This is a genomic window from uncultured Veillonella sp. (assembly GCF_900545205.1).
Lineage (GTDB): Bacteria > Bacillota > Negativicutes > Veillonellales > Veillonellaceae > Veillonella.
Map to the genome: position 1 here is coordinate 22,961 of NZ_UQYC01000009.1, position 12,173 is coordinate 35,133.

Consider the following 12,173-nt stretch of genomic DNA (forward strand, 5'->3'; position numbering starts at 1 on the left):
CATGCTAGTAGATAAATTACAAGTTATTGAAGATAAATTTATGGACCTGGAGCAGCGCATCAGTGACCCTGAAGTGATTGCGCGCCAAGATGAGTGGCGTAAATTAACACGTCAACATGCTCAATTATCTGAAACAGTTGAAACATTCCGTACTTATAAAAAAGTATTAGCTGGTATTGATGAAGCTATGGAAGTTATTGAAGATAAATCCATGGATGAAGAATTCCGCGAAATGGCACAAGAGGAATTGAAAGATCTAAAACCTCAAAAAGAGGAATTAGAAGAGAAGTTGCAAATTCTTTTATTGCCTAAAGACCCTAATGATGATAAGAACATCATTATCGAAATTCGCGGTGGTGCTGGCGGCGATGAAGCGGCATTATTCGCAGGCGATTTGTTCCGTATGTACACAAAATATGCGGAAAGCCAAGGCTGGCGTTGTGAGATTATCGATGCCAATGAGCCTGAATTAGGTGGCTTTAAAGAGGTTATTTTCTCTGTAGATGGTGAAAATGTATATTCTAAGATGAAATTTGAATCTGGTGTACATCGCGTACAACGTGTACCTGCTACAGAAACACAGGGCCGTGTTCATACGTCTACCGTTACTGTGGCTGTATTACCAGAGATGGAAGATGTTGATATTGAAGTTAATGAAAAAGACTTAAAAATCGACACATATCGTGCTAGTGGTGCGGGCGGTCAGCATATCAATAAGACTGAGTCTGCTGTTCGTATTACACACTTACCTTCTGGTATTGTTGTGGCATGCCAAGACCAACGTTCTCAATTACAAAACCGTGAAAAAGCTATGCGTGTATTGCGTGCTAAATTGCAAGACCAAGCTGAACAAGAGGCTATTTCTAGCATGGCAGCAGACCGTAAGAGCCAAGTTGGTACTGGTGACCGTAGTGAACGTATTCGTACTTATAACTACCCTCAAGGCCGCGTAACAGACCATCGTATTAATTTAACATTGTATAAATTAGATGCTATTTTAAATGGCGATTTAGATGAAATCATTCAAGCCTTAAATGCTGCTGACCAAGCGGCAAAAATGCAGGAGGCTAATACAAATGTATAAGGAGATTTGGACAATCGGTCGTATTCTCCAGTGGACAGAGCAGTACTTTCAAAGCAAGGAGATGGATACACCTCGACTTGATGGGGAAGTACTGCTTTCTCACGTTTTAGGCAAGGATCGTATTTATCTATATACTCATTATGACCAACCGCTTATTCAAGAGGAACTCGATGCTTTTAGACCTCTCGTTCAAGAACGGGCCAAGGGTCATTGTGTAGCGGCCATAATTGGGGAAAAGGACTTTATGGGATTGACCTTTAAGGTTAATGATAAGGTGTTGATTCCACGACCTGATACGGAAACCTTAATTGAGCATGTACTAGGTACGTACGCAAAAGATAGTGAGGTACGTATTCTTGATGTATGTACGGGCCCTGGTACGATATTACTCAGTCTATTACACTATTTGCCGAATGCGTGTGGTGTAGGTCTTGAAATATCTACGGATGCCTTGACAGTGGCTGAGGAAAATAGTGAAAGATTTAGCTTAAATGATCGTGTTCAATTGTTAGAGTCTGATATGTTTTCTGCCTTAGATGGTAAAGCTGAAAAGTTTGACCTCATCGTATCGAATCCACCATATATCCGTACAGGGGATGCTAAATTATTGTCTCAGGATGTATTAAATGAGCCTCATATTGCTTTGTTTGGTGGTGAAGATGGATTAGAATTCTATCGTATTTTAGCTAAAGAATGTGGAACATATTTAAAACCACAAGGCCGTATAGCCTTTGAAATAGGTTACGATCAAGCAGAAGAGGTAAAGGCTTTATTAAAAGAAGCTGGTCATTACTCCAACATTCAGTGTATCGCTGATCTTGGTGGTAATAACCGTGTTGTAACCGCAGTATATGAGGGATAATATGGATACTCAAATTATTACAAATCCATCAGAACAAGAACTAGATATGCTCGCTCGCGCTTTACGTAATGGCGAATTGGTGTCCATTCCTACAGAAACTGTATATGGACTCGGTGCTAATGGCCTTGACCCAGAGGCAATGGATAAAATCTATGCTGCGAAAGGTCGTCCTTCAGATAATCCCCTTATTTTGCATGTTCCTAATAGTGAAAGTATAAAACCTTTGGTAACAGCGGTTTCAAAGACGGCACAACTATTAATGGATACGTTTTGGCCAGGGCCATTAACGATTACATTGCCTAAATCTGATTTAGTGCCAGATCGTGCTACTGGTGGATTACCTCGCGTGGCATTGCGTTGCCCTGATCATAAGGTATGCCGTGCATTATTAGAACGCGCTGGTGTACCTGTAGCGGCTCCTAGTGCAAATATATCTGGTCGTCCAAGTCCTACAACGGCACAAGATGTTTACCATGATATGAATGGCCGTATTTCCTACATTTTAGATGCTGGTCCATGTACGATTGGTGTAGAGTCAACTGTAGTGGAAGTACATGATGATAAGGTCATTATATTGAGACCGGGCGGAATTACAAAAGCTCAACTTGAAAATGTTGTGGCTACTGTTGAGTATGATACTGCTCTAGTTAATGCTACCACTAAGCCTAAGGCTCCTGGTATGAAGTATACGCATTATGCGCCTGATGCACCTATGACAGTTGTTGTAGGTAATCCAGAGGTCATAGCATCTACGTTTAAGGAGCTTTCAGAAGGTATAGAAGGTCCTATCGGTTGTTTGGTCAGTCATGAAACGTATGATCTGATTAAAGGGGATACACGCTTTATGTGTCATTGTTTTGGTCATTATGGTGATGCCTTATCATTAGGCCATGATTTTTACAAAAGCCTATTACATTTTAACGAAAATCATGTTACCTTAATCTTAGCAGAAGGTGTTAATGATGATGGTTTTGGCGTTGCTATTATGAATCGTATGGAAAAGGCATCTAGTCACCATATCATTTATAAGTAAATTTACTAGCATAAAAATGTCCACTGATAATAGAAATATGTCTTTACATATTGGATGAATTTGCTATAATGTATAAAGTAATCACAAAATGTGATTAAGTAAGGATGTTATTATGAATATTTTATTTGTGTGTACCGGTAATACTTGCCGTAGCCCTATGGCTGAAGGTATTACACGGGCCCTTGCAGCGGAGCAACATAAGGATGTGACGACTGTATCAGCGGGTCTATTTGCCGCCTATGGAGCAAAGCCAACTGAACAAGCCGTTGAAGCTATCCGTTCCATTGCAGATATTTCTGATCATGAATCGAGACCATTGACAATGGAACTCGTGAATGCAGCAGATCTTATCATTGGTATGACGAAAGATCACAAATCTGTACTACTTCGACAATTCCCGTTTGAGGAAGGTAAAATCAAAACGATTTCCGAGTGGGGTGGTCAAGATGGTGATGTTACGGACCCATATGGATTTGATCAAACCGTATATAATCAATGTGCGGAACAAATTTATCACTTAGTAGAGGCTGGTCTTAGATCAGTGCCTCAGAAGGCGTAGGAGATGAAATTATGAAAGTTGCAATCGGTTGTGATCATGGCGGATTACATTTAAAAGCATCCGTTAAGGAATTATTAAATGCATTGGGACATGAAGTAGAGGATTTTGGCTGTCATACGGCTGATTCTTGCGATTATCCTGATATTGCTGTACCTGTGGCAAATGCAGTCGTATCTGGTCAAGCAGACAGAGGTATTTTGATTTGTGGTACTGGTATTGGTATCGGTATTGCAGCAAATAAGATTGCAGGTATTCGCGCTGCTCTTTGTCATGATACATTCTCTGCTCATGCATGTCGTGAACATAATGACGCAAATATTCTCACTATGGGGGAACGCGTTATTGGTCCTGGCCTAGCTAACGATATTGTAGCCATCTTTATGGAAACAGAGTTCGAAGGTGGTCGTCACGCACGCCGGGTAGAGAAAATTAAAGCATTAGAGAAATAATACATCATTACCTATATATATTCGTTTTGCACGAGGAGGATACTCATGAGTTTCTTAGAAAAACAAGACCCTAATATTCAAGCTGTTATCAATCAAGAATTAGCACGCCAACGCGATAAATTAGAAATGATCGCTTCTGAAAACTTTGTTTCTCAAGCAGTAATGGAAGCTCAAGGTAGCGTATTGACTAACAAATATGCAGAAGGGTATCCTGGTAAACGTTATTATGGCGGTTGTGAAAATGTTGATGTTATCGAAACATTAGCTATTGAACGTGCAAAACGCTTGTTCGGTGCAGAACATGCAAACGTACAACCTCACTCTGGTTCTCAAGCAAACTTTGGCGTGTATTTCGCATTATTACAACCAGGCGACACTATTGTGGGTATGAACTTGTCCCATGGTGGTCACTTAACTCATGGTTCTCCAGTTAACGTATCTGGTACATATTTCAACGTAGTACCTTACGGTGTAGATGCAGAAACTCAACAAATCGATTATGATGAGTTCCGTAAAATCGTATTAGAAGCTAAACCTAAATTGATCATTGCTGGTGGTAGTGCTTATAGCCGTCAAATCGACTTCAAAAAAATGGCTGATGTAGCTCATGAAGTTGATGCTATCTTCATGGTAGATATGGCTCACTTTGCTGGTCTTGTAGCAGCAGGTTTACATCCAAACCCAGTAGAATATGCTGATATCGTTACTACCACAACTCATAAAACATTGCGTGGTCCTCGTGGTGGCATGATTCTTTGCAAAGAAAAATATGCTAAAGCAATCGATAAAGCAATCTTCCCTGGTATTCAAGGTGGTCCATTGATGCATGTTATCGCTGCTAAAGCGGTTGCATTTGGTGAAGCATTACAACCAGAGTTCAAAGTATATGCACAACAAGTTATCGATAATGCAAAAGCATTGGCTGCTGCATTGCAAGAAAAAGGCTTAACAATCGTTTCTGGTGGTACAGATACTCACGTTATGTTGGTAGATGTACGCAATACTGGTTTAACAGGTAAAGAAGCAGAACATTTACTTGATGAAGTAGGTATTACATGTAATAAAAATACAATTCCATTCGATCCTGCTAGCCCATTTGTAACAAGCGGTATCCGTCTTGGTACACCAGCGCTTACAACACGTGGCTTACAAGTAAAAGATATGGAAGAAATTGCGGATATCATTGCAACTGTACTTAAAAATCCTGAAGATAAAGCAGTTCATGAAGAAGCAAGCAAACGCGTAGCAGCACTTTGCGAAGCGTATCCATTGTACTAATCTTTGGATTAATCTTATTAAAATTACATAAGGCTTAAATACGATAAAAGGGATGTGTATTATCACATTCCTTTTAATATTTTTATGGCATGATTTATGATTCTGTGATAGAGTAATTATGAAAGTTATATGGATACCAATAGGGTACGTATATTGTATTATAGGAGGACAGTCATGAAAGTTAATGTTATGACACATCCATTGATTCAACACAAAGTTACATTGATGCGCGATGTAGAAACAGGCTCTAAAGATTTCAGACAATTACTGGATGAAATTACGATGTTGATGGGCTATGAAATTACACGTAGCTTACCATTAGAGGATGTAGAGGTTCAAACACCTTTAACTAAAATGACTGGCAAACGTATTGCAGGTAAAAAATTGGGTATTATTCCAATTCTTCGTGCTGGTCTTGGTATGGTAAATGGTATGCTTAACTTGATTCCAACTGCAAAGGTTGGTCATATCGGCTTATATCGTGATCCAGAAACATTAAAACCAGTAGAATACTACTGCAAGTTACCTTCTGACGTAGGTGAACGCGACTTCATCGTAACAGACCCAATGCTCGCTACTGGTGGTAGTGCGGCAGCAGCTATTACCTTGCTAAAAGAAAAAGGCGCTAAAAACATTAAATTAATGTGTCTTGTTGCGGCTCCTGAAGGTGTGGAAGCAGTAAATAAGGAACATCCTGAAGTTCCTATTTACGTAGCGGCTCTTGATGAAAAACTTAATGATCATGGTTACATTTTGCCTGGTTTAGGCGATGCTGGTGACCGTATCTTCGGTACAAAATAAAATAAACATATACAAACGACATAATTTAGGTACAAAGTTGTATAAAATCCCTAAATTATGTCGTTTTCTACGTATAAAGTCTTGAATAAAATCTACATAGGGTATACAATACAAATGTAAAAGTATTTTTTTATTTTAGGTGGGACGAATTTTGTTCACATGGGACGAAAAACGATTCATACAATCCCAACGGGTAAAGGAGGGACCCGATGAACGAGTTTCTAATGATATGTGAACGTATTGTTCCTGAAATCGTTAGTGTATTAAAGGAGCGATACAAAATATTAAACCACCTAGTTTATGAAGAGCCTATAGGCCGTAGAACATTAGCTACTGCAACGGACCTTCCAGAGCGAACCGTAAGAAGTCATATTGAGCTAATGCGTGCTAATGGTCTTGTAGACATTTATAAACCAGGGATTTTTCTCACTGATGAGGGACATGCAATTGTTCCAAAGTTGCGAAATTTTTTAAATGAATTAGATCGTATTAACGAGCTAGAACATCGATTGACTGAAGCGCTTCATATCGATAGGGTTATCATCACTCCTACAGAAGGTACGTTGATGGTGAAAAAACTTGGCTTTGCAGCAGTAAAGTTATTACAGGAGTTATTAAAGCCTGACTTTGTAGTCGCTATCAGTGGTGGTAGTACAATGGCTGCAGTAGCTGAGGAAATGCCTGTATTACCATTTAATCCTATTGTTGTACCGGCCCGTGGTGGCGTTGGTGAGGTTGTAGAATATCAAGCTAACGTAATTGCTTCGGTACTTGCTGAACGGCTTCGCGGTACCTATAAAATGCTCCATTTGCCTGATGGACTTTCACAAGACTCATTGCATATGCTCATGACTTGCGAACCTCAAATCAAGGAAATTGGTGATCTTATTAGTAGGACTGACGTACTCTTGTTTGGTATTGGTACAGCTATGAGAATGGCGGATCAACGCCATATAGCTGATGATGTGCGTAAGCAGTTAGTAGATAATCATGCTGTTGGCGAAGCTCTTGGTCAATATTGCGATATAGATGGTAAGTTGATTTATTCCACTAATAATATTGGTTTATCACTTCCAGATGTTGCAAAAATTCCAAATGTGATCGCTGTGGCTGGTGGACAAGATAAATCGAGTGCTATTGTAGGTGTTATGAGAGCTTGTCAAAAAGGCATACTAATCATCGATGAGCAAGCTGCAGAAGGCATGCGTCAATTGTTACAAATTTCAGCATTATAAATGAAGTTAGTAGTTAAATATTTTGTTAGAATATTTTTGTTATTAGGAGGATCTAACAATGGCAGTAAAAGTTGGTATTAACGGTTTTGGTCGTATTGGTAAATGTGTAGTACGTGCAGCGATTAATAATCCTGACGTAGAGGTTGTAGCAATCAATGCTACTGGCGATAATGAAGGTACTGCATTATTGTTAAAATATGACTCTGTTCATGGCACAATCCCTAATGAAGTAACATTTGATGATGACAATATCTATGTTGACGGTAAAAAAATCCGCGTATTCCATGACCGCGATGCTTCTAAATTGCCTTGGTCTGAAGAAGGCGTTGAAATCGTTATGGAATGTACTGGTAAATACCGTGACGCAGAAGAAGCAAAAGTTCATTTGAATCAACCTACTGTAAAAAAAGTATTGATTTCTGCACCTGGTAAAAACGAAGACTTAACTATGGTTATGGGCGTTAACCAAGATATGTATGATCCTGCAAAACATCACATTATCTCTAATGCATCTTGTACAACAAACTGCTTGGCTCCATTTGCTAAAGTTTTATGCGATGAATTCGGTATCAAACGTGGTATGATGACTACAATTCATTCCTATACAAATGACCAAAAAATTCTTGATGCACGTCATAAAGACCCTCGTCGTGCTCGTGCAGCAGCAATGTCTATCATTCCTACAACAACTGGTGCAGCAAAAGCGGTTGCAAAAGTATTGCCTCAATTGAAAGGTAAATTAGACGGTTTCGCATTGCGCGTTCCTACTCCAGATGTATCTGCTACAGATCTTGTTTGCGAACTTGAAAAACCAGCTACTAAAGAAGAAATCAATGAAGCATTCCGCAAAGCAGCAGCTGGCGAATTAAAAGGTATTCTTGGTGTATCCGATGTACCATTGGTATCCTGTGATTTCAGCTCTGATCCTCGCAGCTCCATTGTTGATGCTGATTTAACCATGGTTATGGATGGCAACATGGTAAAAGTTGTTTCTTGGTATGATAACGAATGGGGTTACTCTGAACGTCTTATCGATATGGCAGCATTCGTAGCAAGCAAAGGCTTATAATCCGGGAGGCTTTGATGAAACTAACAATCGATGGTTTACAAGTAGACAACAAAACAGTATTTGTTCGTGTTGATTTTAATGTTCCTATGAAAGACGGTGTCATCACTGATGACACTCGTATTCGTAGTGCATTACCTACTATCAATTATTTAATTGAAAAAGGGGCAAAGGTTATTCTTGCTTCTCACTTTGGTCGTCCAAAAGGGGAACGCAAACCGGAAATGTCTTTGGCACCATGTGCAAAACATTTATCTGAGCTTATCAATAAACCAGTAGCATTCGTAGATGACTGCATTGGCCCTAAGGTTGAAGAAGCTGTAAAAGCATTACAACCTGGCGATGTATTGATGCTTGAAAACTTGCGTTACCACAATGAAGAAACTAAAAATGACCCTGAGTTTGCTAAACAATTAGCATCTCTTGCTGATGTAGCTATCAACGATGCGTTTGGTGTTTCTCACCGTAATGCAGCATCCGTAGTTGGTATTGCTGATTATATTCCTATGGCAGCAGGCTTCTTGCTCAAAAAAGAAATTGAAGCATTAAGTGCAGCGGTTGTACATCCTAAAACACCTATGGCAGCAATCATCGGTGGTGCTAAGGTAACAGATAAAATTTCTGTAATTTCTAATTTATTACCTAAAGTTGATGTCATGATTATCGGCGGCGGCATGGCTAATGCTTTCATTAAAGCACAAGGTTGTAACATCGGTAGTTCCTTATTTGAAGAAGGTCAAGAAGCTATCGCTACAGACCTTGTTATGGAAGCACGTGTAGCAGGGGCTAAATTATTGACACCTATTGATGCTGTAGTAGCTGATGCTTTCAGCAACGATGCGAATACTAAAATCGTGGACGTTGATCAAATTGAAGACGGCTGGATGGTCTTAGATATTGGTCCAAAAACTCGCGAACTCTATGTAGAAGCATTGGCGCCAATGAAGACTATTATTTGGAACGGTCCTATGGGCGTATTTGAAATGGAAAACTTTGCAGCTGGTACAAATGCGGTAGCAAAAGCCGTAGCTGAATCCGATGCGATGACTATCGTTGGCGGTGGCGACTCTGTAGCGGCTATTGAAAAAAGTGGCTTAGCAGATAAGATTAGCCACATCTCCACAGGTGGCGGTGCATCTTTGGAATTCTTAGAAGGCAAAATCCTACCAGGTATTGCTGCATTGTCTGAGGCATAATATGAGAAAACCCATTATTGCAGGAAATTGGAAAATGAATGGCACCATTGCGTCTGGATCTATTCTGATCGAAGCGTTTAACAGCGTGTTACAAGATATGGAATTATCCTGTGATGTAGTTGTTTGCCCGCCTTTCACAGCTATTGAGCGTGCTGTAGCATTAACGCGTGATACAGCGATTGAAGTAGGCGCACAAACCATGGATTATCATGATGCTGGTGCATTCACTGGTGAAATTTCACCTCTTATGCTTACAGAGGTAGGCGTCAATTATGTTATCATTGGTCACTCTGAACGCCGTGAATATTATGGTGAAACAGATGAGACTGTAAATGCAAAGATTAAAAGTGCATTCCATCATAATTTGACACCTATTGTCTGTGTTGGTGAAAGTTTAGAACAACGTGAGTCCGGTCATACTCTTGACTGGATTACATCTCAACTTAAAGGTGCTTTGGTTGATGTTCCTAAAGAACAAGTTAGCCAATTGATTGTTGCGTACGAACCAATTTGGGCTATCGGTACAGGAAAAACAGCAACTGCTGATCAAGCTGAAGAAGTATGTAAAGAAATTCGCGATTACATACGCTCTTTATACGATGATGAGACTGCTGATGCTGTGCGTATCCAATATGGTGGTAGTGTTAAATCTGAAAATGCTCTCGAAATCCTAGGAGAACTTAATATTGATGGGGCACTCGTAGGTGGCGCATCTTTAGTTGTTGATGAATTTATTGATATTATTAAAGCGGCGAATCAAATAGGCGCTTAATATGAGGTTAAAAATGGCTAAATTAAAGGCTCCCGTAATGCTAGTCATCTTAGATGGCTTTGGTATGGGAGATCAATCAGATACAACCAATGCTGTAGTACAGGCGAAGCCGCACTGTTTTAATCAATTATGGGATATGTATCCACATACAAAATTAGAAGCATCAGGACTAGCGGTAGGCCTTCCAGAAGGCCAAATGGGGAATTCTGAGGTTGGCCATTTAAACCTGGGCTCTGGTCGCATTGTGTACCAAGATTTAACTCGTATCACTAAAGACGTTGAATCTGGCGAGTTTTATAATCGTCCTGTCATGCGTGAACTATATGATGAAGCAAAAAAACAAAGCTTACACGTTATTGGTTTAGTATCTGATGGTAATGTACATTGTTCCTTAGAACATATTAAAGCAGTTATCAAGGGTGCACATGATAATGGTATTGAACATGTATATGTACATGCACTGCTTGACGGGCGTGATGTAGCACCTCAATGTGCACAAGGTTATATCAAAGATTTAGAAGCATACATGACAGAACTAAACTGTGGTAAAATTGCCACCGTAAGTGGTCGCTACTATGCAATGGATCGAGATAATCGTTGGGACCGTGTGGAACTTGCTTACAATGCCATTGTACATGGTCAAGGTGAAAGAGCCGCATCAGCTTGTGAAGCGGTACAACAATCCTATGATAAAGATGCAGCTGATGAGTTTGTTCTTCCGACAGTGATTGATGCTGAAGGAACTATCAAGAATGGTGATGCTGTTATCTTCTGTAACTTCCGTCCAGACCGTGGACGTGAACTTACAAAAGCTTTAGTATTGCCAGAATTTGATGGTTTTAACCGTGAACTACTATCTTTGTATATGGCGACTATGACAAAATATGAAGATGGCTTGCCAGTACATATTGTGTACGAAAAGGACATCTTGTCAGAAACATTAGGCGAAGTACTCAGTGTAGGTGGCTATCGTCAATTGCGTATTGCTGAAACAGAGAAATATGCACATGTGACGTATTTCTTCAACGGCGGTAAAGAGGAACCATTTGAAGGCGAGGATCGTGTTCTCGTGAAAACTCCTCAAGTGGCAACCTATGATTTACAACCTGAGATGAGCGCTTATGAAGTGACTGATAAGGTTGTACAAGCCATTCAAGATGAAACGTATGACATGATTATCTTGAATTTTGCAAACCCAGATATGGTCGGTCATACAGGTAGCTTTGAAGCGGCTGTTAAAGCAGTTCAAGCAGTAGATACTTGTTTAGATCGCATCGTAGAGGCTATACGCAGTAAGAATGGCCACTTGTTGATTACGGCGGACCATGGCAATGCAGAGCTCATGGTTAACCATGAAACAGGTAAGGTGCATACAGCACATACAACGAACTTGGTACCGTTAATTTTAATGAGTGATACTCTAAAATCGGCTACATTAGAATCTGGTAAATTATGTGATATTGCTCCCACATTATTAGACTTGGCTGGCATAGAACAACCAAAATCCATGACTGGTCATAGTTTGGTAAAAAAAGCATAATATAGAGCTTTCACTATATTTATAGTTAATTAGAGTTATAACCTATATGGTTTTGCTCAATATATAATATCTGTCGCATGACAGTTATCCCATTAGATTTTTATGAGGTGAAGAAATGGCAGTAATTGAACAAGTCATTGCAAGAGAAATTTTAGATTCCCGCGGTAACCCAACTGTTGAAGTTGAAGTATGTTTAGAAGATGGCACTATTGCTACAGCAGCTGTTCCATCTGGTGCTTCCACAGGTATGTTTGAAGCCGTAGAATTACGGGATGGAGATAAATCCCGTTACTCCGGT

The 12,173-nt window shown here is 39.8% G+C and carries 12 protein-coding genes and 1 pseudogene; all 13 read left to right on the plus strand.

Annotation, left to right across the window (positions count from 1 at the left end; all coding sequences use genetic code 11):
* The first annotated feature begins 1 nt into the window (after position 1).
* Positions 2-1,084, plus strand: a complete 1,083-nt coding sequence (prfA, locus tag QZR70_RS01825; protein WP_295792672.1) for a peptide chain release factor 1 — start codon at positions 2-4, stop codon at positions 1,082-1,084.
* Complete coding sequence (gene prmC, locus QZR70_RS01830; protein WP_295792693.1) at positions 1,077-1,946, plus strand: peptide chain release factor N(5)-glutamine methyltransferase; 870 nt, start codon at positions 1,077-1,079, stop codon at positions 1,944-1,946. Before prfA ends, prmC begins: the two co-directional genes overlap by 8 nt.
* A gap of 1 nt (position 1,947) precedes the next feature.
* Positions 1,948-2,979, plus strand: a complete 1,032-nt coding sequence (locus QZR70_RS01835; RefSeq protein ID WP_295792695.1) for an L-threonylcarbamoyladenylate synthase — start codon at positions 1,948-1,950, stop codon at positions 2,977-2,979.
* A gap of 112 nt (positions 2,980-3,091) precedes the next feature.
* The gene (locus QZR70_RS01840; protein WP_295792696.1) at positions 3,092-3,538 is read left to right on the plus strand and encodes a low molecular weight protein arginine phosphatase; all 447 of its coding nucleotides are present in this window, start codon (positions 3,092-3,094) and stop codon (positions 3,536-3,538) included.
* 11 nt (positions 3,539-3,549) lie between these two features.
* Positions 3,550-3,987 carry a ribose 5-phosphate isomerase B gene (rpiB, locus tag QZR70_RS01845; protein ID WP_227720191.1) on the plus strand — a complete coding sequence of 146 codons (438 nt, stop codon included), beginning with the start codon at positions 3,550-3,552 and terminating at the stop codon, positions 3,985-3,987.
* Between the two features lie 45 nt (positions 3,988-4,032).
* Complete coding sequence (glyA, locus tag QZR70_RS01850) at positions 4,033-5,265, plus strand: serine hydroxymethyltransferase (protein WP_105089322.1); 1,233 nt, start codon at positions 4,033-4,035, stop codon at positions 5,263-5,265.
* Positions 5,266-5,439: 174 nt separating this feature from the next.
* Positions 5,440-6,066 carry a uracil phosphoribosyltransferase gene (upp, locus tag QZR70_RS01855; RefSeq protein ID WP_295231092.1) on the plus strand — a complete coding sequence of 209 codons (627 nt, stop codon included), beginning with the start codon at positions 5,440-5,442 and terminating at the stop codon, positions 6,064-6,066.
* Between the two features lie 209 nt (positions 6,067-6,275).
* Complete coding sequence (locus QZR70_RS01860; protein ID WP_295792698.1) at positions 6,276-7,301, plus strand: sugar-binding transcriptional regulator; 1,026 nt, start codon at positions 6,276-6,278, stop codon at positions 7,299-7,301.
* A gap of 58 nt (positions 7,302-7,359) precedes the next feature.
* A complete protein-coding gene (gene gap / locus QZR70_RS01865; RefSeq protein ID WP_005386278.1) occupies positions 7,360-8,370 on the plus strand; it encodes a type I glyceraldehyde-3-phosphate dehydrogenase in 1,011 nt (336 codons plus the stop codon).
* A 14-nt stretch (positions 8,371-8,384) separates the two neighbouring features.
* The gene (locus QZR70_RS01870) at positions 8,385-9,563 is read left to right on the plus strand and encodes a phosphoglycerate kinase (protein WP_295792699.1); all 1,179 of its coding nucleotides are present in this window, start codon (positions 8,385-8,387) and stop codon (positions 9,561-9,563) included.
* 1 nt (position 9,564) lies between these two features.
* On the plus strand, positions 9,565-10,335 hold the full coding sequence (gene tpiA, locus QZR70_RS01875; RefSeq protein WP_295792701.1) for a triose-phosphate isomerase: 771 nt from the start codon (positions 9,565-9,567) through the stop codon (positions 10,333-10,335).
* A gap of 13 nt (positions 10,336-10,348) precedes the next feature.
* On the plus strand, positions 10,349-11,875 hold the full coding sequence (gpmI, locus tag QZR70_RS01880; RefSeq protein ID WP_295792703.1) for a 2,3-bisphosphoglycerate-independent phosphoglycerate mutase: 1,527 nt from the start codon (positions 10,349-10,351) through the stop codon (positions 11,873-11,875).
* A gap of 115 nt (positions 11,876-11,990) precedes the next feature.
* A pseudogene (gene eno, locus QZR70_RS01885) lies at positions 11,991-12,173 on the plus strand (phosphopyruvate hydratase); the annotation flags it as partial.

Bases quoted from the DNA above. Each gene is read 5' to 3' on its own strand.
- prfA (WP_295792672.1), top strand. From the start codon at position 2: ATGCTAGTAGATAAATTACAAGTTATTGAAGATAAATTTATGGACCTG.
- prmC (WP_295792693.1), top strand. From the start codon at position 1,077: ATGTATAAGGAGATTTGGACAATCGGTCGTATTCTCCAGTGGACAGAG.
- QZR70_RS01835 (WP_295792695.1), top strand. From the start codon at position 1,948: ATGGATACTCAAATTATTACAAATCCATCAGAACAAGAACTAGATATG.
- QZR70_RS01840 (WP_295792696.1), top strand. From the start codon at position 3,092: ATGAATATTTTATTTGTGTGTACCGGTAATACTTGCCGTAGCCCTATG.
- rpiB (WP_227720191.1), top strand. From the start codon at position 3,550: ATGAAAGTTGCAATCGGTTGTGATCATGGCGGATTACATTTAAAAGCA.
- glyA (WP_105089322.1), top strand. From the start codon at position 4,033: ATGAGTTTCTTAGAAAAACAAGACCCTAATATTCAAGCTGTTATCAAT.
- upp (WP_295231092.1), top strand. From the start codon at position 5,440: ATGAAAGTTAATGTTATGACACATCCATTGATTCAACACAAAGTTACA.
- QZR70_RS01860 (WP_295792698.1), top strand. From the start codon at position 6,276: ATGAACGAGTTTCTAATGATATGTGAACGTATTGTTCCTGAAATCGTT.
- gap (WP_005386278.1), top strand. From the start codon at position 7,360: ATGGCAGTAAAAGTTGGTATTAACGGTTTTGGTCGTATTGGTAAATGT.
- QZR70_RS01870 (WP_295792699.1), top strand. From the start codon at position 8,385: ATGAAACTAACAATCGATGGTTTACAAGTAGACAACAAAACAGTATTT.
- tpiA (WP_295792701.1), top strand. From the start codon at position 9,565: ATGAGAAAACCCATTATTGCAGGAAATTGGAAAATGAATGGCACCATT.
- gpmI (WP_295792703.1), top strand. From the start codon at position 10,349: ATGGCTAAATTAAAGGCTCCCGTAATGCTAGTCATCTTAGATGGCTTT.